Raw genomic sequence first — 21,242 nt, forward strand, 5'->3', positions numbered from 1 at the left:
ATCTCTCCCTTGCATCACGGCACCATGCCGTCGTTGAAGTCTTTGCCGACCGCCGAGCGCATGATGGCGACGGGCTTGCCGCTCGCCTCGAGCTGCGCGATCACCTGGTCGAGCTGGTCCTGCGCCTGGCGCGACGACCAGTCGTTGTCGGCCGCCACAAAGATCGTCTCGACCTCGTCGAGCCAGACTGGCGCCGCGCCCATGTGGACGAGGGCGCCGCAGGCCCACACGCGGGCCTCGGGCGCGCCGATCGCCAGCGACAGCCCGTCCTCGACGCCTTCGCAAAGGATGACCGGCGCGGGATCGCGCGGTCCGTCGGGTCCGCAGGACGGGCCGTCGCTGATCCGGATCGGCGCGCCGAGCGTGTCGCCGAACATCAGTTTCGGCGAGGCGACGGGTGCTTTGGCCGGCGTGAGCGGATCCAGAAAGGTGCAGTGCACCCCCGTCACCTGGCCGGTCGGCGCACGGAACGCCGAGACAAGGGCGGGGAAGGTCGGTCCGGGCGCGACCTTGCGCCGGCGACCGTCGTGCTGTTCCCAGCGCGCGCCCTTCCACCATTCCAGCGCCGGGTGTGCGCGGAACGTATCGGGGTCGAGGTTCGGCACGTCGCCCAGCGGCACGCCCCGGCCGAGCGCCAGATAACGATTGACGGCGAACGCTTCCGGCGTGTCGGCCGCGACGGGACCGGCGGCATTCCACAGCCGGGAAACCGCCTTGCGCCGCTCCTGGCGCTGGTCGGCGGCGCGCGCCTCGGCATCCTTCCGGCGCCGTTCGATCCGTGCCGAGAAGTCGGCCCGCTGCGGCGGCGTCATCACGCCGAGCCCCAGCCACTGCCGCGACCAGGCAAGCGCCGCCTTGAAGTCCATGCCGAGGCAGTGGCTGACGAGGCCGATCACGTCGCCCTTGTCGCCGGACCTCCAGTCCGTCCACGCGCCGATGTCCCGATCGAGCGCCACCTTGAGCGCCGGGTCCTTGGGATGGCTCCCCGCATCGCCGGTTTGCGGATTGTGCGAGACCCACAGCCGTCCCTCGCGGCGGCCATCGGGCAGCAGCTGGCCGCACAGATCGACGATCCGATCTTTCAGGCCCGCCTTGACGAGCTCCAGCTCGCGCCGATCGCCTGCCATCACGCCACCTCGAGCAGCGGCACGGCCGCCACCGGCTGGGGCGCGCCGAAGCGGGCGACGTCGCCGCGCCGCGTCAGCGACTTGCGGCTCGGCGGGATCCAGACCGGCGCACGCGGCCGCGCCAGGGTGCCGGCGGCTTCCTTCTTCCAGACCAGCCAGCAATAGTCGGTCGCCGTGTCGCCGTCGGGCTCCCACCGGCCGCGGTGCATCGGCACGCGCTCGACATAGAAGGCGACGATCGTCGGCGGCGTGTCGCGATAGAGCTTGGCGAACCGCCCCTTGCCATGCAGGAAGGTCGGCCGCACCAGCATCGCGACGCCGCACCGGGCACGCTCGAGCGCCAGCCGCGTGAATTCAAGCGCCCGGTTGAAGGGCGGATTGGTGATGATCCAGTCGGCAGCGATCGGATCGAGGAACATTTCATCCAGGAAGTCGCGGCAGCTTCCGAAACCGTAGGGGAACACGTCGGACGCGATGACCTCGCCGGCATATTCCTCAAGCACTGCCGCCATGTGGCCTTCGCCGCAGGCCGGTTCGTGGACGAGGGCGCGCTTGAGCGCACGGCGGCCAAGGACATGCTCGACCAGGGCGCGCGTGCCCCACGGCGGTGTCGGGAAGAAGTCCAGGCTGGTCGTGGGTTCGGTGCGCCGATGCGCGATCGCGCGGGCGTTGCGAGGAAGCGCCTTCATCGCGCCAGCTCCGGATAGTTGCCGCCCGCGCTGCGCTTGTAATGCAGCCGTAGAGGCAGGCAGGGAACGATGCAGACGAAGACGATCCGGCTGGTTTTCCAGCGTTCGTCAGTTGTCCAGTACGCGCCGACCCAGAGGTCGCGCGGATCCAGTAGGATCTTCGCCGAGAGCTTCACCTGGTAGCCCGGCCGCCGCCAGAATATGCGGAACAACTGCAGCTCGCGCCCGCAAAGGCGAACGCCGTGGCGGATTGCGAAGCGTCGCGGACGACGCATGTTGTCGTTGGCTACGATCATCACCACTCCCCCCCGTTCATCGCGGCGGTCAGCTCGTCGAGCATCGCGTCGAGATCCGGATCGGCGTCGCGCTGATCCTCGACCGCCTTCATGGCGACGCAGATCGCCGCCGGCGTCATCGCCAGCGCCCGCGCGATCTCGCCCTGCGCGACGTTCAGGCCCTGATTGACGACGACGATTGCGTGACGGCGAAGATTTGCCGCCTGCAGCCAGGCCGGATCGCCGGTCGCCCGGCGCGAGGGATCGTGCCGGCGCACTTCCGCCGGATCCGCGCCGGCGCGCTGGCACACCAGAGTGAGCGCCGCGAAATAGCAGGTGCGCACCAGCCGCGAATGGGCGTCGGTTGCGCCGCTGGCCCGGCCGAGACGACCGGCGGCCGCGCGAAGCTTGGCGAGCGTGCCGGGACGGGGTGAACCTTCGCCGTCCAGCAGGCGGCGATAATGCTTTTCGGAAACGCCGGCATGGCCCGCCAGCGTTTCACGCGAGACGCCCGCGGCGATGCGCTTCGCCTCGATCTGCAACAGGGGCGATTGCGCGTTCATGCCGCTTTGTCCTCTCGCGTTTTCAGGAACGTGCGCACCCGCGCACGTGTCAGCGGCTCGGGGCCGGGCCCGGTGCGCAGCAACAGGACGCCGCCGGCGAGATCCGCTTCGATCAGCGTCACGCCGCCGCCGTGCCATTCGGCGTTGATCGCATCGACGATGCTGTCGACGGCCGCCGCCTGGTCGGACTTCGCCGTCGGCAGCCGGTCGCAGAGGCAGACCTCGCGCGGGGTCACGACGCGCTCCCGCGGCGCGCCCGCGCGGCGTGCTCAAGCTTCGCCACAGCCATGATGGTCGGTTTCAGTTCGTGGGGAGCTTGGTCGTAGGCGCGGCCCGATTTGCCGTTCAAGCGCGGCAGAAGGCCCTGCGGCACCGCTTCCCAGTTCGCCGGAGCCGTGTTGATCCGGTTTCCGTCGAGACATTTGAGGGCATGCCCATCTGGCACCGGACCGTTCGTCCGCTCCCACAACAGGCGATGTTTATGTACGCGCCAGGTGGATGCGCCCGTCCATGGATTGGTCCGATCCGTGACGATCCAGACATAGCCGTCGGAACCCATCGATTCATGCCCAGGACCTTTGGTGTTGTGCGGCTGATCGCCTTTGCGGAACTGCGTTCTGCGGGCGTTGGGATGGCGACCGCCGACCCCGTCGGGGCAGCGTTTCCCCTTGTTCGCCGACGTTCTGCCTTTCTCGAACCGACCGGTTCGGCCGGTTTTCCAGCCCATCCGCTTGCGCAGGCTGTTGAGCTTGGCCGGGGTTGCGTCATCGCGTCCGAAGGCGGCGCGGAAGGCGGCGCACCAGGCGTTGACCTCCATGGTGCAGTTGTCCCGCAGCCAAGCCAATTCGGCGTCGCTGTATTTTCGTCCCCTACCGACGTAGCGCTCAGGCTCGCGGCCGACCTTCCAGCCTTTGCGCTTGCGCAAGCCGTGAAGGTTCGCAGCCGAAATATCGTCGCGGCCGAAGGCGACGCAGAAGGCTGCATGATAGTCGCTGATGACCATGGCGCGGTTGGCTTCCAGCCACGCCATTTCGTCAGTGCTGTAGGGTATGGTGCGGCCTTTCATCGGGCTGCCTCCTGACGCGCCCGTTCCTGTTCTTCTTCCTCGGCTTCGCGAGCGAGCCGTCGGGCGTTTGCGTCAGCGCGTTCGCGATCTTCGTCGCACTTTGGCCCTTCGGTTTTGCGGTGCTCGATCTGCCGCCCAGCCATGCTTTCCGGGATCATGTCGGAGACGCCGCGCCCGTGTCTGGCGATCAGCTCCGCCGCCTTGAACTGCAGGGCGGCCGCCCCGACAATCTGGTCGGAGATGCCGACGATTGCCTTGGCGCGCTCGACCTCCTGATCGACCTGCTCAGCTGTCAGTCCTTCGTCGGACAGACGCTCGAGTTGGGCGAACAGGTGGTTGTTCAGGTCGGAAAGGCGGTTTTTCACGACAGCACCTCGTCGAGCGCGGCGAGGATCGCGTCGCTCGCCTTGAGCCGCAGCTCGGCGCGGTGCCGGCCATGCCAGTGCTTGTCGCCGAGCGGCATGCCCTGGTCTTTGGCACCGGCAATGCCGCGCAGCTCGGCCGCCCGCAGATCGGCGACGATGCTGGCATTGCGCCGGCTGGCCGCGGCTGCCGCATCGCGGATCACGCGTGGGTCGATCTTCATGGCCGGCTTCCGAGATCGTCACAGGCCATCGGCGGTGCCGCAACGCGACGGCGCGCGACGCGCTCGCGGATCGCGACGTCGTCGCGGCCGATCTGCAGCGCCTGCCAATGCGGCATTCCGCCGGCACGGCAGCGCCGGTAGGCGGCTTGCCCCATGGCGTCGAGGCTGTCGCGCTCGTCGCCCTGGCGATCGGCGAGGGTGTAATCGTGGCTCATTGCCGGGCCCCAACGGCGATCGCCAGCGGGCTTGCACCATCCAAAAGCACTGAGCAGCGATAGCTGTGCGGTGTGTGGACGCGCATCGCAGCATTGAGCGCCATCTGCGTCAGTTCGTATCCGACGCCATGACGCACGATCTCGCGCACGCCCAGCTCCGACGGCGAACCATCATAGAAACAGCCAGCCTCATTCATCGCCCCGTTCTCCTGTGCTTGCGCCGGCGGGCGATCGCCCGCTCGGCCGCGTCAAAGCTCTTGGAAAAGAGACGCCTGATCTGCGCGCGAACGCGGCGCGCCTCGGCGGCCAGCGCGGCGCTGACGGATCGTCTCAAGTTCATTCTCGATCTCGCTGGTGTGCTGGTTGACGCGGGCGGTGCGGGCATCCAGCGCCTCGCAGGCCAGCCGCAGGAGCCGGGCATACTTGCCCGACACGTCGGTCATTTCCGCCGCGCGCTTGTGAAGCCGCAGCCAGTAGCTCGCCGGCACGCCAAGCTTGCGCTCGAGGCGAACACGGATCGCTTCATCGGTGTCGCCGGGGCCGCGATACTCCGCCCGGTGCAGGCGGCGCGCATGGTCGCGCGCCTCCGCCACGGCGGGCTCCAGCCCGTCGCAGGTCAGGCTCATGGAATCGTCTCCGGATGCTTTCCGGCCGCCGACGGCCGCACTTCGGTCGGACATGGTCGACCCCTCCTGTCAGTGTGAGACACGGAAGGAGACGCGCTGTTATGATGTTCGACGGCAGGGGACGGGTAGAAGTCGGAAGCGGAAACCCGTCCGCTCGTTGCGTGAATGATCCGCCCCATGATGAGAGGCCGCGGGATGCGTTCGCCGCGCACATATCGACCGACGGTACCCTGGGGAACGCCGATCCGCTGGGCGAAGGCGCTTTGGGTTTCGTTGGTATCGGAGAGGAAATCATCGAGCGTCATGCGCCCGAAGAAAGTCCGAAATGGTTTCTCAAGTCAAGGAGAAAAATCCATTACGGTGTTAGACCGAAACGGACTAGCGAGCTACGGCGGAGGGATGAGCAACCTTCGTCACTACCGGCAGCAAGCCGGAATCAGTCAGGCGCAGCTGGCAGAGCTTGCCAAGACGAGCCAGCCGCAGATCAACAAGCTGGAGGCGGGCGACCGCAAGCTCACGCGCGAGTGGGCGGAGCGCTTGGCGCCCCATCTGCAGGCGACCCCGCAGGAGCTGATGTTTGGGGAACTTGGCCGCACCTATGCACCCATTGTCGGCTATGTCGGGGCGGGGCAGACAGTCTATTCGGAAGCTGGAGGCGACGCCGATCGGGTGGAGGTTCCGCCCAACGCGCGCGGGCCGGTCGAGGTAGTCGTGGTGCGTGGCGATTCGATGTACCCGGTCTATCGCGACGGCGACCGGATCATCTTCGAGGGCATCAGCCGCTCAGTCGAGGAGCTGATCAACCGCGAGTGCATCGTCGAGCTGGCCGATGGTCGCAAGCTCATCAAAACCATCCGTCGGACTCGCGACGGCCTCGCGCTGGAAAGCTTCAACGCGCCGCTTATCAGCGATCCGGTGATCTCGGCAGCCTGGCTCGTCCGGTGGGTCGAGCGGCGATAATCCATTCTGGTATTGACAAAATAGACCATTTCGGATTTTCTGGCTTCGTTCTCAATGACGGAGGCCACCATGTCCATTGCCTACACCACCGACGGCAACCCGCCGCCGGCCAATCTCTTGAACGACGTGCAGCGCAAAGCGCTCGACCGGCTGTGCCGCAATCGATACCGGCGCGGTCGCAATCGCTGGGAGACGCCGAGCGACCAGGCGATCTCCCTCGATGTCGCCGCGACACTCAAGCAGCACAATCTGGCGGTCATTCGCCAGGGCACCGGCCGCGACCGGATCGAAGCAACCGGCCTCGGTCTTGAGGTCCGGGAAATGATCCGCGCCGCACGCGCCCGCCGCCGGCTCAAGCAGCGGGAGGCGATCGATGGTCAGTGACCGCCACGACGCCATCCGGCGGTTCCTGCAGGGCGTCGGCCTCGCCGTCGCTCTGACCGCCACTTTTGGCCCGCTCGCCGTGGGCGCGCTGCAGCGCCTCGACGATCGGTTCGCCCAGGAGGAGCGCGACGGACAGGAGGCGTTCTTCTCCTACCGGTCCGCGTCGGGGGAGCAGCTGCGATGACGGGAGGCGCACTTAACGAAAGACCGGACATTTCGACACTTAACGAAAGTCCGGACATTTCCCGCCCGTCGATCGCGGATAAGCTGATCGGCGTCGAGGAACTGGCGCCGGCACTTGGCCTGACGATCGACCAGCTCAAGGCGAAGTCATGGCGACTGCATCGCGACCGCGGCTTCCCGCCGCGACTGCCAGGCTGCGGCTGGCGCTGGTCGCGCTGCGCCGTCGAGACGTGGATCCTCGCCGCCGGCGTGCCCGATGCGCCGGACAACGACGACGTGGACGTCGATACGCCCGACGCGCGGCGAGGGCAGCCCATGCTGCGCCTCGTCGCTGGACAGCGCGCCTCGCTCGAGGAACGTTACGGAGAGAGACGATGAGCAGGGCGACCTCGGAAGACGACGTCGGCGGTTACTGGCCCGCGCCGGTTCGGCTGACGAATGCCATGCTGGCGCGCATGATGCCGGAACTCTCCGGCTCTTGCGGCGGAACGCGCGAGGATCGTGAGGCGATCCTGCGCGCCATCTGGGCCGAAGCCCGGTTCGCGAGCCCGGCGCACGGCGAAAAGGTGCCGTCGTGACCGCCGCCGACTATGCCGCCCGGCTGATGGCCGAGCAGCTGGCCGTCCTCGAGCGGCTGATCGCCGCCGCCGAGGCGGCCATGCCGGAAAAGGAGCTGACCCGATGACCAAGCCGCCGAAGATCCCGCTCATCGCTTGGCGCGATGGTCGCCCGCGATTTGTCCCGGGCGCGTCCATGCGCGCGCTGGGCTACAAGGGCGAGGATCTTCGGCATGATGACGGCGCCTGGTACACGATCGGCGAGGCGACCGACTGGTCGCTGGCACGCACGGCCGAGATCGAAGCCCGGCGCGCGGCCGCCACCAGGGAAGCCAACCGCCGGCGGCCGAAGGGCGCGAAGCCGCTGCGCCAGGCGCCGGTCGTCTATTCCTTCGCCCGTCTGTTCGAGGACTGGCAGCGTTCCCCGAAATGGGGCGAGGCCAGCGCGATCGGCAAGCGCGATCTCAAGGTCTATGCCGCCAACACCCGCGCCAACTATCGCCAAGCGATGAAGACCTTCGAGACGCACGATCCCGAATTCTATCATGCGGCCGTCGCCGTGCTGACGCCGCAGCTCGCCTATGGTCTGTTCGAGGATCTGTGGGAGCAGCGCGGTCTGTCGTCGGCGCGGGCCGTCCTCGCGACCATGTCGGCCGCGATCTCATGGGGCCGCCGGCGCGGCCGCGTGACGTTGGCCGGCAATCCCTGCATCGGCCTCGGCCTGTCGACACCGGCGCCGCGCGTGCGCTTCGGCACTCGCGACGAGATCGCTGCCCTGGTCGCGGCGGCCGACGCGATGGGCCGGCCCGAGATCGGCGACATGGTGATGCTGGGCGTATGGACCGGCCAGCGCCAGAACGATCGCCTGGCGCTGGTCGCCCACAAGGCTGAGCTGGCCCGCGGCCGTCGCCTGTTTCGCCAGAAGAAGACCGGCGCCATCGTCGAGATCTTCGAGGCGCCCGAACTCAAGCGCCGCCTCGCCGCCAGCCGCAAGCGCCGCGAGGCCGCCGGCATCGTCGATCCGCAGATCGTCCTCGACGAGCGCCACTGGCGACCGTTCAGGCCGTACCATTATCGGCACACCTTCGCGAAGGTCCGCGACAAGGCGGCCGAGACCTGCCCGTCGCTGGCCGACTTCCGCGACCAGGACCTGCGCGACACGGCCGTGACCTGGATGGGCTTCGCCGACGCCACGATCCCGCAGATCTGTTCCGTGACGGGCCACTCGGCGCAGTCGGCCCACACCATCCTCAAGCACTACTTGGCGCAGCATCCCGAGATGGGCGACACCGCGATCGGCAAGATGGTCGCATGGTTCGACGACGTCGATGACGAGGGCTAGGGTACGTCCGGAAGACAGTGAGAATAAGCGACAGCCAAGTGTCAGACGACCCAACCAAGATCGATACGCTCGGCAAGCTCGTCGACAACGGCATGGGGCTCGCATGGGCGTGCAACAACTGCAACCGCACACTTGGCCTGACCCTCGATGAGGCGATCCGCCGGTGGGGCAGGCATCAGGTCTTCGTGCAGTGGGCGCCGCCACTCAAATGCGCGGAATGCGGCAGCCGCGACATCAGCATGAGAGTGCAGGCGCAGGTGCCTGGACGCTGAGACAGGCCAGCAAGAACGTCGTAAGAACCTGTGAGACGCTTTGAAGTCTCACGGTGTCTCACGTGTTCCCCGGCTGTTCACGTTAGATGCGTCTAAGTGATTGGAAAGAATGGTGCCGCTTGCGTGACTCGAACACGCGACCCCGTCATTACGAATGACGTGCTCTACCAACTGAGCTAAAGCGGCACGGTCCGGATCGGATCGAAATCCGCGGACGGCGCCCTGATAGCGGGAAACGCGGTCGGGTTCAAGCGGGAAAGCGACATGGAACGGCGGCGCGGCACGATTGTGCGATGCGCCGCCGGCCGGTGGGGTGTGGCGGGCTGCGTCAGCCGCAGATGCGGCGCCTGGCGGCCTCGTATTCGGCCGCGAGGCGATCGACCAGGGCGCTGGCCGGCCCCACCGAGCGCACCGCGCCGATGCCCTGGCCCGAGCCCCAGATCTCCTTCCAGGCCTTGGGCTTGGCGCTGCCGCCGAAATCCATCTGGCTGGGATCGCTGCCGGGCAGGGCGTCCGGGTCGAGGCCGGCGGCGACGATGGATTCGCGCAGGTAATTGCCGTGGATGCCGGTGAAGAGATCGGTATAGACGATGTCGCTGGCCCGGCCGCGGGCGATGCCCTGCTTGTAGTCCTCGGCGGCGCGCGCCTCGTCGGTGGCGATGAAGGCCGAGCCGATATAGCCGCCATCGGCCCCCATGGCCTCGGCCGCGAGCACCGCATCGCCGGTGGCGATCGCCCCGGACAGGAACACCGGCCCGTCGAACCATTCGCGGATTTCCTGGATCAGCGCGAAGGGCGACAGCGTGCCGGCATGGCCGCCGGCGCCGGCCGCCACCGCGATCAGGCCGTCGGCGCCCTTCTCGATCGCCTTGCGGGCGAAGCGGTCGTTGATCACGTCGTGCAGCACGATGCCGCCATAGGAATGCACAGCCTCGTTCACTTCCGGCCGCGCGCCCAGCGAGGTGATGACGATCGGCACCTTGTGCTTGACGCAGACCGCCAGATCCTCCTCCAGCCGCGTATTGGAGCGGTGGACGATCTGGTTGACGGCGAAGGGCGCGGCCGGCCGCTCGGGATGCGCGCGGTCGTGGGCGGCCAGCGCTTCCGCGATCTCGCAGAGCCATTCGTCGAGCTGGGCCGCCGGCCGGGCGTTCAGCGCCGGGAAGGCACCGACGATGCCGGCTTTGGCCTGGGCGATGACCAGCGCCGGATGCGAAATGATGAACAGCGGCGCGGCGATGACCGGCAGCCGCAGGCGACCTTCGAGAAGCGTGGGGAGGGCCAGGATCACACCTATGATTTTGACGTAAACGTAAGAGTAGGGGGTCGTAGCAGATCGCTCGGGCCCTGCAAAGATCGGCCGCCGCGCCATGGCCCGGCGCGTGTTCGATAGCGCCATCGGTCGGGCAGGGCGCCGCTTTCCCGGACAGGCGGTCGCACCATCTTGCGCGCCGGACCGCGACGACCGATCTTGGCAGGCGATGTCCGACCTGTTCCCGCCCGTGCCCATTACGCGCTCGCTCTTCGCCGAGCCCGGGCCCACGACCGTCCGCGTCATCGACGTAGAGACGGCGGGCCACCGGCTGGACGAGGACGCCGTGATCGAGATCGGCTCGATCGATGTGGATCTGGCAACCGGTGCGATCGGCAACCCGCTGCAGACCTTGTGCGATCCCGCCGGCGTCGCGATCAATCCGCATGCCCGCAAGGTCCACCAGATCAGCGACGCCATGCTGGAAGGCGCGCCGCCATTCGTGGAGGCGGTCCGGCCCTTCGCGTCGGCCGGGCTCTATGCTGCCCAGCGCGCCAGCTTCGATCGCTCGCGCCTGCGGCTGACCGGGCGCTGGCTGTGCACCTACAAGCTGGCGCTGCGGGCCTTTCCGCAGGTGCGGGCGCACGGCCTGCAGAGCCTTGTCAAATACGTGCCGCTTGACCTGTCCGAAGTGCGACCGATGCTGGAGGGGCTGCATCCGCACCGGGCGCTCTACGATGCGGTCTGCACGGCGGTGCTGCTGCGGACCATCGCGGCGACGCTGATGCCGCGCTGCCACGACGTGGACGATTTTCTGGAGCGGGCCGAGCGGGTCTCGAACGAACCGGCGCTGCTGGCACGGTTGCGCTTCGGCCGCCACAAGGGCGTCGCCCTGGCCGAAGTACCGGACGCCTATCTGGAATGGCTGCTGCGCGAACCCGGTATGGAAGCCGACGCCGTCTTCACCGCCCGCCATCATCTGCGGCTGCGCAGCGTGCGCGGCGCCCGCCAGATGCCGGCTGCCGCCGTCTGAGCCGAGCCTAGGCGCGTGCGCTGCCTCAGGGGGACGATGCGGCCCGGCGTCCGCGCCCTATGTGCCCCGCATCGCCGATCCGCAGCCGTTCCGGGACCCCATGAAGCGCTTTGCCGAACTCCTCGACCGCCTGGTCCTGACCCCGTCGCGCAACGGCAAGCTGCGCCTGATGGTGGATTTCTTCCGCCATGTGCCCGATCCCGTGCGTGGCTATGCGCTGGCGGCGATCACCGGCGATCTCGACGTGCGCAGCGTCAAGCCGGCCATGCTGCGCGAATTGATGGCGAGCCGCATGGACGAGGTCCTGTTCGGCTATTCCTACGATTATGTCGGCGATCTGGCCGAGACCATAGCCCTGGTCTGGCCGTCGCCGCTGGACGGCGCAGCCCGGCCGGCCGATCCGCCGACGCTGGCGGAGGTGGTGGAGACGCTGGACGCCGCGACCCGCAAGGACGGCCCGGCACTCGTCGAGGCCTGGCTCGACCGGCTGGATTCCTCGGGCCGCTACGCGCTGCTGAAGCTCGTCACCGGCGCCATGCGCATCGGCGTCTCCTCGCGCCTCGCCAAGCAGGCGCTGGCCGAATTCGGCGACCGGCCGGTTGCCGAGATCGAGGAGCTCTGGCACGGGCTGGAACTACCCTATCAAAGCCTGTTCGCCTGGCTGGAGGGCCGCGACGCCAAGCCGGTCTCGGCGGCGGCCTCGCCGTTCCGCCCGGTGATGCTGTCGCAGGCGCTGGAGGAGCCGGATTACGGCCGCATCGATCCCGAGACCTATGCGGCCGAGTGGAAATGGGACGGCATCCGCGTCCAGGCGACGGCCGAGAACGGCACCCGGCGGCTGTATTCGCGCACCGGCGACGACATCTCCAACGCCTTTCCCGACCTTCTCGACTTCATGACCTATGAGGGCGCGCTTGACGGCGAGTTGCTGGTCGCCACGCCGCAGTCCCAGAGTGGCGGCACGCCGAAGGTGGAGGCGCATGAGGGGGCGCCACGCGACGACATCGTCGTCGGCACCTTCTCAGATTTGCAGCAACGCCTGAACCGCAAGACGGTCTCGGCGGCCGTCCTGAAGCGCTATCCGGTGTTCCTGCGGACCTACGATCTGCTGCAGGACGGCGACGAGGATCTGCGGGCGCTGCCCTTTGCCGAGCGCCGCAAGCGGCTGGACCGCTTTGTCGCCGGCCTCGAGCCGACCCGCTTCGACGTATCGCCTTTCCTGGCCTTTTCCGATTTCGACGAACTCGCACGCCTGCGGGCCGGCCCGCCCCATCCGGTGATCGAGGGCGTGATGCTGAAGCGCTGGGACTCCACCTATGTGCCGGGCCGGCCGAAGGGCCCGTGGTTCAAGTGGAAGCAGGACCCGCATCTGGTCGACGCGGTGCTGATGTATGCCCAGCGCGGCCACGGCAAACGGTCGAGCTTCTATTCCGACTACACGTTCGGCGTCTGGACCGGGCCGATGGACGATCCCGAACTGGTGCCGGTCGGCAAGGCCTATTTCGGCTTCACCGACGAGGAGCTGAAGCAGCTCGACAAATATGTCCGCGACAACACGATCGAGCGCTTCGGTCCGGTGCGCTCGGTGCGGGCCGAGCCCGATCACGGCCTCGTCCTGGAAGTCGCCTTCGAGGGGCTGGCCCGGTCGAGCCGCCACAAGAGCGGCGTCGCCATGCGCTTCCCGCGCGTCTCGCGACTGAGATGGGACAAGCCGGCCTTCGAGGCGGACCGGCTGGAAACGCTGCAGGCGATGCTGCCCGAGCCGATGCCGGAATAGGGCGCCGGAGGGCTGCCGGGGAAGGGCCGTGCACCGGCTGGCCAGTGCTGCGGGCTTGTGCCGCGCGGCGCGACCGCCTACCTGCCGGGCAGGGACGCAGCGGAGCAGTGCAACATGTCGGAACGGGTGAACAGGTTTCTCGGTGGCTCGCCGCTCGGCGTGATCATGCGGCTGATCCTGCTGTCGATCGTCGTAGGCGTGATCCTGTCCTGGCTGTCCTGGAGCCCTGCCGACGTGGTCGACTGGTTCGTCAGCCTGTTCGACTGGCTCTGGTACAACATCTTCGGCTCGCTCGACCGGGCGCTGGACTATTTCCTGCTCGGCGCGGCCATCGTCATCCCGATCTTCATCATCTCGCGCCTGCTGACCATCGGCCGCCGCTAGGCGGTTCGACGCGAAGCATCCGGAGCGGGCGGGGTCAGACCGCCGCTGCGGCCTTCTGCGCCTTAGCGCGCTTCTTGACCGCCGCGGCGCTCTCGGAGATCGCCTCCATGATCTGGTGGATCGGTTCGGCGCCGCCCGACAACAGGGCGCCGACGAGCACGATGTCGGCCAGACGCAGGATCACGCTCATGTCGGCTTTGGCCGGTAGCAGGGCGCCGAGGATGCTGACGCCGGCCAGACCGATGAAAAGCCCCAGAATGAGCGAGAAGATCGTGGTGCGAAACTTGATCGCTTCGCTGTCCATCGCTGTTTCCGCAAGTGGTCCGACGAAGTTCGCCTTGGGCTGGTAGGGCTCGAGAAACACCGCCACATAGACCTCGGTCGCCCGCTCCACGAACAAGGCCAGCACGACGAAGATGCCGAGCCGTTCGAGGATGGCGACGATCGTGCCCGTTTCGATGGGGGCCAGCGGGAAATAGTCTGGTTTATTCTTCAAAAACCACGCAGTCAGCGCGACCAGAGCCAAAGCTGAGAGGAATGCGGTGTACTTCAGGAAGGTTGAACCATACATGGCGAGGGCACCTCGGGCGGAGGATATTCCGTAAGGGAATATCTGGCATCATGCCTGCCTGCTGTCGTGCCGACAAGAGATCGGCTTGGCGCTTTCGTGATCGCGGGACACGGATCGCTCAGGCGAACTCCCAGGCCACCCGGTGCAGGATCGAATGGCGGCGGGCCAGCGCGTCGATGTCGCGGGAATAGCCGCCGCCGATGACGCAGGCGACGGGGATGCCGGCGTCGCGGCAGGTTCCGATCACCGTGCGGTCGCGCTGGGCTAGACCGGCATCGCTCAGCGCCAGACGGCCGAGCCGGTCGTTTTCGTGCGGGTCGACGCCGGCATTGTAGAAGACGATATCGGGCAGCGAGCGGCGGAGACCTTCGGCCAGCGCCGGCACGAGGGCGTCCAGATAGTCGGCGTCGCCGGTGCCGTCGGCCAGCGGCACGTCGAGATCGGACTGCGCCTTGCGCACCGGATAGTTTTTCGCGCCATGCAGCGACAGGGTGAAGACCCGCCGCTCGTTCTCGAAGATACGGGCCGTGCCGTCACCTTGGTGGACGTCGCAATCGACGATCAGGACGCGGCCGGCATCGCCGTCGGCCAGGAGCAGCGACGCCGCCACCGCCACGTCGTTGAACACCGAGAAGCCGGCGCCACCGTCCCGCGCCGCATGATGGCTGCCGCCGGCCGTGTTGCAGGCAAGCCCCTCGACGAGCGCCAGATGGGCGGTCAGCACCGTTCCGCCGGTCGCGCAGCGCGAGCGCAGCGCCACCTTCTCGTCGACCCGGAAGCCGATCGCCTTCTCCATCTCCGGCGGCACGGCCGAAAACAGCACCTGGTCGACATAGAGCGGGTCATGCGCCAGCCGCAGCCAGTCCTGCGGCGCCGGGGCCGGTTCATGGTAGCCGCCGGGCGCGACGAGCCCGTCCTCCACCAGGATTTCGGCGAGCCGCAAGAACTTCGACATCGGAAACCGGTGCGCGGCGTCGAAATCCGCGTCGAAGGCGGGGTGATGGATGATCGGAAGGGGCATTCGGCGACAAGCTAGGGCGGCCTCGCCGGGATTCACCGCGGCAAGGTTTCGCTTGCGTGCCTGCGATGCCGGTGCAACCTGCCGCCCATGCACGAGATGATCGATCAGGACGACAGACGCGGCGGCGGCAGCGGCGCGGAGCCGGGCGGGCAGGTGCCACGCTCGCGCCCCTTCACGGTCACCCATCGCGATGTCTGGAAGATCACCCTGCCGATGACGCTGGCCTTCCTGACCACGCCGCTGATCGGGCTGACCGATACGGCGGTAGTCGGGCGGATCGGCGATGCGACGGCACTCGGCGGGCTGGCGGTCGGCGCGCTGATCTTCGATTTCGCCTTCGCCACCTTCAATTTCCTGCGCTCCGGCACGACCGGGCTGACGGCGCAGGCGGCCGGCGAGGAGAACGGCCGCGAGGTGCAGGCGGTGTTCTGGCGCTCGGTGGTGCTGTCGCTGCTGATCGGCGCCGGGCTGATCGCCGCCGAGCCGCTGATCACCGGGCTCGGCCTTCTGGCCATCGCGCCGGGGCCGGGGGTCGTTGCCGCGACCGGGCTCTACGTCTTCGTGCGGATGTTCTCGGCGCCCTTCGCCTTTCTCAACTACGCCATTCTCGGCCATGTGCTGGGCTGCGGCCGGGGCGGGCTGGGGCTCGCGCTGCAATTCGTCGTCAACGGGACCAACATCGCCCTGTCGATCCTGTTCGGCCTGGTGATGGAATACGGCATTGCCGGTGTTGCCGTCGGCACGGTCTGCGGCGAGGCGATCGGCGCCCTTGTCGGCTTCCTCGTCGTCTTGCGGCGTTTCGGCGCCGCCGACCGGCCGTCCCGTGCGCGGGTCTTCGAGCGGGCCGGCTTCGTGCGGATGATCGCGGTCAATCGCGACATCATGATCCGCTCCTTCTGCCTGCTCGGCGCCTTCATGCTGTTCGCGCGGCTCGGCGCCCAGTTCGGCACGCTGGTGCTGGCGGCCAACGGCATCCTGATGAACTTCTTCGCGGTCGGCAGCTATTTTCTCGACGGGCTGGCGACGGCCACCGAGCAACTGGTCGGGCGCTCGGTCGGCGCGCGCTACCGGCCGGCCTTCGACCGCGCCGTCCGCCTCACCATCCTATGGGGCATGGCCGTGTCGCTGGTGGTCTCGGCGGTGTTCCTCTTCGCCGGCGAGGCGCTGATCGCCGGACTGACGACGGACCCGGCGGTGCGGCAGATGGCCACGGACTATCTGCCGTTCGCGGCGCTGACGCCGGTTGCCGGCGCGCTGGCCTTCATCATGGACGGCGTGTTCATCGGCGCCACATGGTCGCGGACCATGCGCAACATGATGATCGCGGCCTTCCTCGTTTTCGCGGCCGCCGCCTACGCGCTGACGCCGTTCTACGGCAATACGGGCCTGTGGCTGGCGCTCCTCGCCTTTCTCGGCTTTCGCGGCTTCAGCCTGCTGGCGCTGGTGCCGCGGCGGCGCGCCGAGACCTTCGCCGCGCCGTCATGGCCGGGCGGACGCGAAGGCGCTGCAGTGCGGTAACGTTGTCCACAGACAAGACGAAAGTTCGACGGAACGGAAACCGCGACTTGCCGTTAGCTGACCATCTTTACCCACCCTCAGGTTGCGCCTCGCCGCCGACCGGACTTACGGGAACCGACGGCAGCAGGACATGAGACAGCGCGACGACTGGCACCTTACCGAGATCATCGGCCACGAGCAGGGCCGGGGCGATCCCTTCGCGGCGGCCATTCGCGGAACCCGCATGCCGATGATCATCACCGATCCGCGGCAGCCCGACAATCCGATCGTCTTCGCCAACAAGGCCTTCCAGGATCTCACCGGCTACGCGCGTGACGAGATCATCGGCCGCAACTGCCGGTTCCTGCAGGGGCCTGACACCGATCCCGCCGAGGTGGATCGCCTGCGCCAGGCCGTGGCGCGCGAAGAGGCGGTGAACGTCCAGTTGCGCAATTACCGCAAGGACGGCAGCGCCTTCTGGAATTCGCTCTATGTCAGTCCGGTGCGGGGCGAGGACGGCGACGTCCAGTTCTTCTTCGCCTCGCAGCTCGACATGACCGATCGGGTCGAGGCCGAGCAGGCGCTCGCCCGCCGCAAGGAGGATGTCGAGGCGCAGGTCCATGCCCGCACCCGCGATCTGCAGGCGGCGCTGGAAGCCAAGACGCTGCTGCTCAACGAGGTCGACCACCGGGTCAAGAACAACCTGACCATGATCGGCTCGCTGCTGCGGCTCCAGATGCGCTCGATCCCCGATCCGAAGTTCCGCGAGACGCTGGAGACCATGCTGGAGCGCATCGACGCGCTGGCAGCCGTCCATCGCCGGCTCTACCAGGCCGACGACGTGACCCGGTTCGACGTGGGCGCCTTCGCCGACAGCCTCGCCTCGGACGTGCTGGGCGCCAGCGGTCGCGAGGACATCCGTTTGAACAGCCAGTGCGAGGCCGTCGCAATCGCCGCCAGCAAGGCGGCACCGGTCGGGCTGATCCTCAACGAGCTGATCACCAATGCCGTCAAGCACGCCTATGCCGACGGACGGAGCGGCGAATTGCGCCTCGAGGTCCGGCAGCTCGACGGCCACGCCATGATCGATCTGCGCGACGACGGTCCGGGGTTCGACGCGGACCGGATCACCACCGGCTCGGTGGGCCGCTCGCTGATCGCGCGTCTGTCGCGCCAGATCGGCGCCGAAACCGAGTGGAACGGCGCCGCCTCCGGAACCCATGTGTCCATCCGCTTCCCGCTGCACCAGCCGGACGAAGCAGGAGCTGCCTGAACATGCCCGCGCTCAAGTTCCTGATCGTCGAAGACGAAGCGCTCCTCGCCATGGACATGGAAGCCATGATCGAGGATGCGGGCTACGAGGTGGCCGGCGAATGCGCGTCGCTGCGCGAGGTGCAGGCGCTGCCCCGCGATCTGACGCCGGACGTCGCCTTCGTCGACCTGCATCTGGCCGAGAATTCGAGCGGCATCGATGTCTGCACCCATATCCGCAGCATCTGGCCCGAGACGATGGTGGTCTTCGTGACCGGCAATCCGCGCAAGCTGCCTGAGGATTTTGCCGGTGGACATGGCGTCCTGCCCAAGCCCTTCGTGCGCCATGACGTCTTCCGGATCATGCAGTATCTGCAGGAGGGGATGTCCAACCCGCCGCCGCACTGCAAGCCGCCGGCGAGCTTCCACGCCTCGCCGGGCCTCGCTTTCGCCTGGGCCTGAGCCCGCGACGTCGCCCTACGCTGTGAAGCGCTTGCCGCTCAGTTCGCAGGCGGATCGGCCAGAACGGCATCGACGCTGCGGTCGCGCAACTCGCGCAGGCTGTCGATCCCCGCGCGGTCGAGATAGCGCAGGATTCCCCTGAGAATGGCGCCCGGCAGCTCGGGGCCATGATAGACCAGCGCCGTGTAGAGCTGCACGAGGTCGGCGCCCGCCTCGATCCGCCGGATCGCCTCCGCCGCGCTGTCGATCCCGCCAACGCCGATCAGCGGCATGTCGGGGCCGAGCGCCTTGCGGAACCGCGCCAGAACATAGGTCGCGCGCGCCGCCAGCGGTGCTCCCGACAGGCCGCCCGCCTCGGTGGCGTCCGGCAGCCCCGTGACCCCCTCGCGCGACAGGGTGGTGTTGGAGACGATCATGCCGTCGATGCCGCGCCGCGTGACCTCGCCGGCGATCTCCTCGATCTGCTCCTCGGTCAGATCCGGCGCCACCTTCAGGAACAGCGGCGTCTTCGCCGTGCCCGACAGGGCGGCGTAGCCGTCCCGCGCCGCCACGGCCGAGCGCAGCAGCCGGTCGAGTTCCGAGCCGCTCTGCAGCGCGCGCAGGCCCGGCGTGTTGGGCGAGGAAATGTTGATCGTCAGGTAGCTGGCCACCGGGGCGAAGACGTTGATGCCCTCGACATAGTCGGCGACCCGGTCGATCGCGTCCTTGTTGGCCCCGACATTGACGCCGACGATGCCCGGCTTGCGGGCGCGGGCGGACAGCCGCGCGAAGGCTTCGGCATGGCCCTGGTTGTTGAAGCCGAGGCGGTTGATGATCGCCTCTTTCGTCGTGATGCGGAAGACCCGGGGCCTGGGGTTGCCCTCCTGCGGCTTCGGCGTGATCGTGCCGACCTCGGCAAAGCCGAAGCCGAGCCGCAGCGCGGCGTCGGGCACCTCGGCATTCTTGTCGTAACCGGCGGCGAGGCCGAGCGGATTGGGAAAGCCGATGCCGGCGACCGCTACGCGCAGACGATTGTCCACCGGGGTGTCGGCGCGCGGCACGAGGCCGCTCTTCAGGGCGGCGATCGACAGGCCATGGCTGCGCTCCGGATCGAGACGGAAGATGGCCGGGCGTGCCAGCCGGTAGAGGCGTCTCACCTGACGGAGCCGGGGAACTGGTGATTGCCGTCGGCGCCGAGCGGCAGGTCCTCGACCCACAGCACCGCGTCCAGCGGCAGCGGACCGTAGAGATGCGGGAACAGCGCGCCACCGCGCGACGGCTCGAAGCGCAGGGCCTCGCCGAGCCGGGCCGGATCCACCGCAATCAGCAGGAGATCGTCCTGGCGGGCGAAGTGCCGGGCCGCCGTCTCGCGTGCCTGCTGGCCGGTCGAGAAATGGATGTAGCCATCCGCCTCGTCCACCGGTGCGCCGTCGAAGCGGCCCTTGGCCTTCGCGGCCTCCCAAAGCGCCCGCGGCGCGATCTTGTATATCGGCTCAACCATGTTTCATCGGTTGCCAGAGGCACCGGCAAAAAGCAATCGCGCCGAATGGCCGTCTGCCGCCACGAGGTGGTCACGTCCCCGGTCTAGCGTCGCCGAAAGGGCCGGAGTGTGCCGGCCATCCACCCAAGCAACGGGAGGCCGCCATGGCCGGATATGCACTGACGATCCTGACCGCAACCGCGCTGCTGGCAACGCCGGCGGCCGCCCAGTCGCTCATCGACACGGCCGGCGGACGCTACGAGATGCAACCCATCGATGGCGGTGTCGCGCGGCTCGACACGGTGACCGGCGAAGTCGAGTTCTGCCGGGTCGCGGGCGACGCCATCGTCTGCACCGATGCGACACTCGGCGGGGGCAGCGGCGCCAGCGGTGACGGCGAACTCGCCGCCCGCCTCGACGATCTCGAAGCCCGGGTGGAAGAACTGGAAGAGGGCCGCCGGGCGCTGATCGACAGCGACGATGCCGATCGGGCCGTCGACCAGATGCAGAAGCTGTTTCGCGGCTTCGCCGACATCGTCAGGGAGCTCGACGAGGACATTCGCGGCGAGACCCCGTCGGATGATGCGGACGCCGAGACGGACATGCCCCGCCGGACCTGACGCGCCACGGAAGGGACGGGCTGGCGTCAGACCGGGAAGCTGACCCGCCGCCTCAGATAGGCTTCCATCGTGTCGAGGGAGCGCTCGCCGGCGGCCGTCGGAAACACTTCGAAGACATGGCAGCCGCCATTGGTCAGCGACACCTCCGTCTCGATCCCGCTGCCCATCCAGCGCATCGCCATGAACAGCGTGTCGTCGATCAAAAGGTCCCGCGTGCCGCAGCTGAACAGGGCCGGCGGCAGGCCGGTCAGGTCGGCATGGAGCGGCGAGACCGCCGGGTCCTTGAGCGAGACGCTCTCCGGCACCAGGCGCATGACGAATTCCATGACGTCGTCGGTGTTGAGGACGAGCCGCTCCTTGCCCCAGTTGCGCACGCTCGGGGTCAGTGAGAGGTCGTAGCAGCCGGCGACCAGATTGGCGGCGCGGAACGGCGTCAGGCCGTATTCGTCGCGCAGCCGCAGCATCGTCAGGACCGCGAGATGCGCCCCGGCCGATTCCCCGCCGATCGCCAGGAAGCCGCGCGGCAGGTCGAGATGGCCGTTGGCCAGCGCCACCGCAATGTCGGTGCAGTCGTGCAGGGCCGCCGGATGCGGGAACTCCGGCGCCAGCCGGTATTCGACCGAGGCGACGGTCAGCCCGGTATTGTCGGCCATCCGGCGCAGGCGCGGATCGGCCTCGTCGGCGGCGCCGAACACCCAGCCACCGCCATGGATATGCAGGAAGGTGCCGCGGGTCTGCCCGTCGCGCGGGCGGAACACCCGCACCGGGATCTCGCGGCCGGCGCCGCCGATATGGATGATCTCCTCGGCGTTCTTCTCGCGCGGTCCGATCGGCAGGATGCCGCGGCCCTCGCGCCGCGCCTTGCGGACCGTCTCCACCGGCAGCGACCAGGGATCTGGCAGCGCCTTCTGATCCCTGATGATCTTCTCGTTCAGGGCGACCAGCTCGGGGTCCGCCTGCGCCGGGTCGAATGCTGCGGGGTCGATGGTCAGTCGCGTCTTGGTCATTGCCGTTTCCCTGTTTGCGCCGGAGAAGCTAGGACATGGCCTCCACAGGTGTAGGGCGCGGCG

At 68.1% G+C, this 21,242-nt stretch carries 32 protein-coding genes and 1 tRNA gene; 14 read left to right on the forward strand and 19 right to left on the reverse strand.

The annotated features are described in order from the left end of the window. Window positions 1–14: 14 nt before the first annotated feature. The 12 genes from H536_RS0106235 to H536_RS25475 are packed head-to-tail and all read right to left on the reverse strand — an operon-like array spanning window position 15 to window position 5,452. Window positions 15–1,127: a DUF7146 domain-containing protein gene (locus H536_RS0106235; protein ID WP_024349649.1), complete on the reverse strand. Its 1,113-nt coding sequence runs from the start codon at window positions 1,125–1,127 to the stop codon at window positions 15–17. After that, window positions 1,127–1,816 carry a hypothetical protein gene (locus H536_RS0106240; RefSeq protein WP_024349650.1) on the reverse strand — a complete coding sequence of 230 codons (690 nt, stop codon included), beginning with the start codon at window positions 1,814–1,816 and terminating at the stop codon, window positions 1,127–1,129. Before H536_RS0106240 ends, H536_RS0106235 begins: the two co-directional genes overlap by 1 nt. Continuing rightward, window positions 1,813–2,112, reverse strand: coding sequence for a hypothetical protein (locus H536_RS0106245; RefSeq protein ID WP_024349651.1), 300 nt, complete (start codon window positions 2,110–2,112; stop codon window positions 1,813–1,815). Before H536_RS0106245 ends, H536_RS0106240 begins: the two co-directional genes overlap by 4 nt. After that, window positions 2,112–2,654, reverse strand: a complete 543-nt coding sequence (locus H536_RS0106250) for a helix-turn-helix domain-containing protein (RefSeq protein ID WP_024349652.1) — start codon at window positions 2,652–2,654, stop codon at window positions 2,112–2,114. The genes H536_RS0106245 and H536_RS0106250 overlap by 1 nt, the downstream gene beginning before the upstream one ends. Further along, window positions 2,651–2,890, reverse strand: a complete 240-nt coding sequence (locus tag H536_RS0106255) for a hypothetical protein (RefSeq protein WP_024349653.1) — start codon at window positions 2,888–2,890, stop codon at window positions 2,651–2,653. Before H536_RS0106255 ends, H536_RS0106250 begins: the two co-directional genes overlap by 4 nt. Then, on the reverse strand, window positions 2,887–3,720 hold the full coding sequence (locus H536_RS0106260) for an HNH endonuclease (protein ID WP_202814787.1): 834 nt from the start codon (window positions 3,718–3,720) through the stop codon (window positions 2,887–2,889). Before H536_RS0106260 ends, H536_RS0106255 begins: the two co-directional genes overlap by 4 nt. Further along, the gene (locus H536_RS24980) at window positions 3,717–4,085 is read right to left on the reverse strand and encodes a hypothetical protein (RefSeq protein WP_024349655.1); all 369 of its coding nucleotides are present in this window, start codon (window positions 4,083–4,085) and stop codon (window positions 3,717–3,719) included. Before H536_RS24980 ends, H536_RS0106260 begins: the two co-directional genes overlap by 4 nt. After that, complete coding sequence (locus H536_RS0106270) at window positions 4,082–4,306, reverse strand: hypothetical protein (RefSeq protein ID WP_024349656.1); 225 nt, start codon at window positions 4,304–4,306, stop codon at window positions 4,082–4,084. The genes H536_RS24980 and H536_RS0106270 overlap by 4 nt, the downstream gene beginning before the upstream one ends. Beyond that, window positions 4,303–4,521: a hypothetical protein gene (locus H536_RS0106275; RefSeq protein ID WP_024349657.1), complete on the reverse strand. Its 219-nt coding sequence runs from the start codon at window positions 4,519–4,521 to the stop codon at window positions 4,303–4,305. Before H536_RS0106275 ends, H536_RS0106270 begins: the two co-directional genes overlap by 4 nt. Next, window positions 4,518–4,718 carry a hypothetical protein gene (locus H536_RS0106280; protein ID WP_024349658.1) on the reverse strand — a complete coding sequence of 67 codons (201 nt, stop codon included), beginning with the start codon at window positions 4,716–4,718 and terminating at the stop codon, window positions 4,518–4,520. The genes H536_RS0106275 and H536_RS0106280 overlap by 4 nt, the downstream gene beginning before the upstream one ends. 51 nt (window positions 4,719–4,769) lie before the next feature. Further along, window positions 4,770–5,147: a hypothetical protein gene (locus H536_RS23145; RefSeq protein ID WP_024349659.1), complete on the reverse strand. Its 378-nt coding sequence runs from the start codon at window positions 5,145–5,147 to the stop codon at window positions 4,770–4,772. Next, window positions 5,144–5,452, reverse strand: coding sequence for a helix-turn-helix domain-containing protein (locus tag H536_RS25475; protein ID WP_081651836.1), 309 nt, complete (start codon window positions 5,450–5,452; stop codon window positions 5,144–5,146). Before H536_RS25475 ends, H536_RS23145 begins: the two co-directional genes overlap by 4 nt. A gap of 94 nt (window positions 5,453–5,546) precedes the next feature. Here H536_RS25475 and H536_RS24755 point away from each other — a divergent pair, with 94 nt between their 5' ends. The 7 genes from H536_RS24755 to H536_RS0106330 all read left to right on the forward strand — a co-directional run bounded on the left by H536_RS24755 (window position 5,547) and on the right by H536_RS0106330 (window position 8,845). Further along, complete coding sequence (locus H536_RS24755; RefSeq protein WP_024349660.1) at window positions 5,547–6,107, forward strand: LexA family transcriptional regulator; 561 nt, start codon at window positions 5,547–5,549, stop codon at window positions 6,105–6,107. Window positions 6,108–6,176: 69 nt separating this feature from the next. Then, complete coding sequence (locus H536_RS0106300; RefSeq protein WP_155898409.1) at window positions 6,177–6,491, forward strand: hypothetical protein; 315 nt, start codon at window positions 6,177–6,179, stop codon at window positions 6,489–6,491. Next, complete coding sequence (locus tag H536_RS0106305; protein ID WP_024349662.1) at window positions 6,481–6,675, forward strand: hypothetical protein; 195 nt, start codon at window positions 6,481–6,483, stop codon at window positions 6,673–6,675. Before H536_RS0106300 ends, H536_RS0106305 begins: the two co-directional genes overlap by 11 nt. Then, on the forward strand, window positions 6,672–7,052 hold the full coding sequence (locus H536_RS0106310; RefSeq protein ID WP_024349663.1) for a hypothetical protein: 381 nt from the start codon (window positions 6,672–6,674) through the stop codon (window positions 7,050–7,052). Before H536_RS0106305 ends, H536_RS0106310 begins: the two co-directional genes overlap by 4 nt. After that, window positions 7,049–7,252 carry a hypothetical protein gene (locus H536_RS0106315; RefSeq protein ID WP_024349664.1) on the forward strand — a complete coding sequence of 68 codons (204 nt, stop codon included), beginning with the start codon at window positions 7,049–7,051 and terminating at the stop codon, window positions 7,250–7,252. The genes H536_RS0106310 and H536_RS0106315 overlap by 4 nt, the downstream gene beginning before the upstream one ends. Window positions 7,253–7,355: 103 nt before the next feature. After that, window positions 7,356–8,573, forward strand: coding sequence for a site-specific integrase (locus tag H536_RS0106325; protein WP_024349665.1), 1,218 nt, complete (start codon window positions 7,356–7,358; stop codon window positions 8,571–8,573). Between the two features lie 38 nt (window positions 8,574–8,611). Further along, the gene (locus H536_RS0106330; RefSeq protein ID WP_024349666.1) at window positions 8,612–8,845 is read left to right on the forward strand and encodes a hypothetical protein; all 234 of its coding nucleotides are present in this window, start codon (window positions 8,612–8,614) and stop codon (window positions 8,843–8,845) included. A 110-nt stretch (window positions 8,846–8,955) separates the two neighbouring features. On the opposite strand, the gene H536_RS0106335 is transcribed toward H536_RS0106330, so the two are convergent. Together H536_RS0106335 and H536_RS0106340 are read right to left on the reverse strand one after the other, a co-directional pair. Then, window positions 8,956–9,031 (reverse strand) — tRNA-Thr (locus H536_RS0106335). Window positions 9,032–9,173: 142 nt separating this feature from the next. Next, window positions 9,174–10,130, reverse strand: a complete 957-nt coding sequence (locus H536_RS0106340; RefSeq protein WP_024349667.1) for an NAD(P)H-dependent flavin oxidoreductase — start codon at window positions 10,128–10,130, stop codon at window positions 9,174–9,176. A 196-nt stretch (window positions 10,131–10,326) separates the two neighbouring features. Between H536_RS0106340 and H536_RS0106345 the strand changes: the two genes are divergently transcribed. The 3 genes from H536_RS0106345 to H536_RS0106355 all read left to right on the forward strand — a co-directional run bounded on the left by H536_RS0106345 (window position 10,327) and on the right by H536_RS0106355 (window position 13,291). Beyond that, the gene (locus H536_RS0106345) at window positions 10,327–11,130 is read left to right on the forward strand and encodes an exonuclease domain-containing protein (protein WP_024349668.1); all 804 of its coding nucleotides are present in this window, start codon (window positions 10,327–10,329) and stop codon (window positions 11,128–11,130) included. Between the two features lie 100 nt (window positions 11,131–11,230). Further along, window positions 11,231–12,907: a cisplatin damage response ATP-dependent DNA ligase gene (locus tag H536_RS0106350; protein ID WP_024349669.1), complete on the forward strand. Its 1,677-nt coding sequence runs from the start codon at window positions 11,231–11,233 to the stop codon at window positions 12,905–12,907. 114 nt (window positions 12,908–13,021) lie between these two features. Further along, the gene (locus H536_RS0106355) at window positions 13,022–13,291 is read left to right on the forward strand and encodes a DUF6460 domain-containing protein (protein ID WP_024349670.1); all 270 of its coding nucleotides are present in this window, start codon (window positions 13,022–13,024) and stop codon (window positions 13,289–13,291) included. A 34-nt stretch (window positions 13,292–13,325) separates the two neighbouring features. Here the strand turns inward: H536_RS0106355 and H536_RS0106360 are convergent, their stop codons facing one another. Both H536_RS0106360 and H536_RS0106365 read right to left on the reverse strand, forming a co-directional pair. After that, a complete protein-coding gene (locus H536_RS0106360) occupies window positions 13,326–13,862 on the reverse strand; it encodes a hypothetical protein (RefSeq protein WP_060576830.1) in 537 nt (178 codons plus the stop codon). 118 nt (window positions 13,863–13,980) lie between these two features. Further along, complete coding sequence (locus H536_RS0106365) at window positions 13,981–14,883, reverse strand: histone deacetylase family protein (RefSeq protein ID WP_024349672.1); 903 nt, start codon at window positions 14,881–14,883, stop codon at window positions 13,981–13,983. A gap of 96 nt (window positions 14,884–14,979) precedes the next feature. Between H536_RS0106365 and H536_RS0106370 the strand changes: the two genes are divergently transcribed. From H536_RS0106370 to H536_RS0106380, 3 genes are all read left to right on the forward strand, one after another. Beyond that, on the forward strand, window positions 14,980–16,401 hold the full coding sequence (locus H536_RS0106370) for an MATE family efflux transporter (RefSeq protein ID WP_051141542.1): 1,422 nt from the start codon (window positions 14,980–14,982) through the stop codon (window positions 16,399–16,401). Window positions 16,402–16,531: 130 nt separating this feature from the next. Further along, window positions 16,532–17,653, forward strand: coding sequence for a PAS domain-containing protein (locus H536_RS0106375; protein WP_024349674.1), 1,122 nt, complete (start codon window positions 16,532–16,534; stop codon window positions 17,651–17,653). A gap of 2 nt (window positions 17,654–17,655) precedes the next feature. Further along, window positions 17,656–18,093, forward strand: coding sequence for a response regulator (locus tag H536_RS0106380; protein WP_024349675.1), 438 nt, complete (start codon window positions 17,656–17,658; stop codon window positions 18,091–18,093). A gap of 38 nt (window positions 18,094–18,131) precedes the next feature. On the opposite strand, the gene H536_RS0106385 is transcribed toward H536_RS0106380, so the two are convergent. Both H536_RS0106385 and H536_RS0106390 read right to left on the reverse strand, forming a co-directional pair. After that, window positions 18,132–19,229, reverse strand: coding sequence for a quinone-dependent dihydroorotate dehydrogenase (locus H536_RS0106385; protein WP_024349676.1), 1,098 nt, complete (start codon window positions 19,227–19,229; stop codon window positions 18,132–18,134). Then, a complete protein-coding gene (locus tag H536_RS0106390; RefSeq protein ID WP_024349677.1) occupies window positions 19,226–19,573 on the reverse strand; it encodes a DUF952 domain-containing protein in 348 nt (115 codons plus the stop codon). Before H536_RS0106390 ends, H536_RS0106385 begins: the two co-directional genes overlap by 4 nt. A 143-nt stretch (window positions 19,574–19,716) precedes the next feature. Here H536_RS0106390 and H536_RS0106395 point away from each other — a divergent pair, with 143 nt between their 5' ends. Beyond that, the gene (locus H536_RS0106395) at window positions 19,717–20,172 is read left to right on the forward strand and encodes a hypothetical protein (RefSeq protein WP_024349678.1); all 456 of its coding nucleotides are present in this window, start codon (window positions 19,717–19,719) and stop codon (window positions 20,170–20,172) included. 26 nt (window positions 20,173–20,198) lie between these two features. On the opposite strand, the gene H536_RS0106400 is transcribed toward H536_RS0106395, so the two are convergent. After that, the gene (locus H536_RS0106400) at window positions 20,199–21,179 is read right to left on the reverse strand and encodes an alpha/beta hydrolase (protein WP_029702830.1); all 981 of its coding nucleotides are present in this window, start codon (window positions 21,177–21,179) and stop codon (window positions 20,199–20,201) included. Window positions 21,180–21,242 lie beyond the last annotated feature (63 nt).

The organism is Aurantimonas coralicida DSM 14790, from assembly GCF_000421645.1.
GTDB lineage: Bacteria > Pseudomonadota > Alphaproteobacteria > Rhizobiales > Rhizobiaceae > Aurantimonas > Aurantimonas coralicida.

Coding starts and splice junctions, on each gene's coding strand:
- H536_RS0106355 (WP_024349670.1), top strand. CDS start 13,022: ATGTCGGAACGGGTGAACAGGTTTCTCGGTGGCTCGCCGCTCGGCGTG.
- H536_RS0106270 (WP_024349656.1), bottom strand. CDS start 4,306: ATGAAGATCGACCCACGCGTGATCCGCGATGCGGCAGCCGCGGCCAGC.
- H536_RS0106400 (WP_029702830.1), bottom strand. CDS start 21,179: ATGACCAAGACGCGACTGACCATCGACCCCGCAGCATTCGACCCGGCG.
- H536_RS0106260 (WP_202814787.1), bottom strand. CDS start 3,720: ATGAAAGGCCGCACCATACCCTACAGCACTGACGAAATGGCGTGGCTG.
- H536_RS0106305 (WP_024349662.1), top strand. CDS start 6,481: ATGGTCAGTGACCGCCACGACGCCATCCGGCGGTTCCTGCAGGGCGTC.
- H536_RS0106300 (WP_155898409.1), top strand. CDS start 6,177: ATGTCCATTGCCTACACCACCGACGGCAACCCGCCGCCGGCCAATCTC.
- H536_RS0106370 (WP_051141542.1), top strand. CDS start 14,980: ATGATCGATCAGGACGACAGACGCGGCGGCGGCAGCGGCGCGGAGCCG.
- H536_RS25475 (WP_081651836.1), bottom strand. CDS start 5,452: ATGACGCTCGATGATTTCCTCTCCGATACCAACGAAACCCAAAGCGCC.
- H536_RS0106390 (WP_024349677.1), bottom strand. CDS start 19,573: ATGGTTGAGCCGATATACAAGATCGCGCCGCGGGCGCTTTGGGAGGCC.
- H536_RS0106315 (WP_024349664.1), top strand. CDS start 7,049: ATGAGCAGGGCGACCTCGGAAGACGACGTCGGCGGTTACTGGCCCGCG.
- H536_RS0106360 (WP_060576830.1), bottom strand. CDS start 13,862: ATGTATGGTTCAACCTTCCTGAAGTACACCGCATTCCTCTCAGCTTTG.
- H536_RS0106325 (WP_024349665.1), top strand. CDS start 7,356: ATGACCAAGCCGCCGAAGATCCCGCTCATCGCTTGGCGCGATGGTCGC.
- H536_RS0106395 (WP_024349678.1), top strand. CDS start 19,717: ATGGCCGGATATGCACTGACGATCCTGACCGCAACCGCGCTGCTGGCA.
- H536_RS0106275 (WP_024349657.1), bottom strand. CDS start 4,521: ATGAGCCACGATTACACCCTCGCCGATCGCCAGGGCGACGAGCGCGAC.
- H536_RS0106380 (WP_024349675.1), top strand. CDS start 17,656: ATGCCCGCGCTCAAGTTCCTGATCGTCGAAGACGAAGCGCTCCTCGCC.
- H536_RS0106280 (WP_024349658.1), bottom strand. CDS start 4,718: ATGAATGAGGCTGGCTGTTTCTATGATGGTTCGCCGTCGGAGCTGGGC.
- H536_RS0106240 (WP_024349650.1), bottom strand. CDS start 1,816: ATGAAGGCGCTTCCTCGCAACGCCCGCGCGATCGCGCATCGGCGCACC.
- H536_RS0106310 (WP_024349663.1), top strand. CDS start 6,672: ATGACGGGAGGCGCACTTAACGAAAGACCGGACATTTCGACACTTAAC.
- H536_RS23145 (WP_024349659.1), bottom strand. CDS start 5,147: ATGAGCCTGACCTGCGACGGGCTGGAGCCCGCCGTGGCGGAGGCGCGC.
- H536_RS0106375 (WP_024349674.1), top strand. CDS start 16,532: ATGAGACAGCGCGACGACTGGCACCTTACCGAGATCATCGGCCACGAG.
- H536_RS0106250 (WP_024349652.1), bottom strand. CDS start 2,654: ATGAACGCGCAATCGCCCCTGTTGCAGATCGAGGCGAAGCGCATCGCC.
- H536_RS0106245 (WP_024349651.1), bottom strand. CDS start 2,112: ATGATCGTAGCCAACGACAACATGCGTCGTCCGCGACGCTTCGCAATC.
- H536_RS0106235 (WP_024349649.1), bottom strand. CDS start 1,127: ATGGCAGGCGATCGGCGCGAGCTGGAGCTCGTCAAGGCGGGCCTGAAA.
- H536_RS0106350 (WP_024349669.1), top strand. CDS start 11,231: ATGAAGCGCTTTGCCGAACTCCTCGACCGCCTGGTCCTGACCCCGTCG.
- H536_RS24755 (WP_024349660.1), top strand. CDS start 5,547: ATGAGCAACCTTCGTCACTACCGGCAGCAAGCCGGAATCAGTCAGGCG.
- H536_RS0106345 (WP_024349668.1), top strand. CDS start 10,327: ATGTCCGACCTGTTCCCGCCCGTGCCCATTACGCGCTCGCTCTTCGCC.
- H536_RS0106365 (WP_024349672.1), bottom strand. CDS start 14,883: ATGCCCCTTCCGATCATCCATCACCCCGCCTTCGACGCGGATTTCGAC.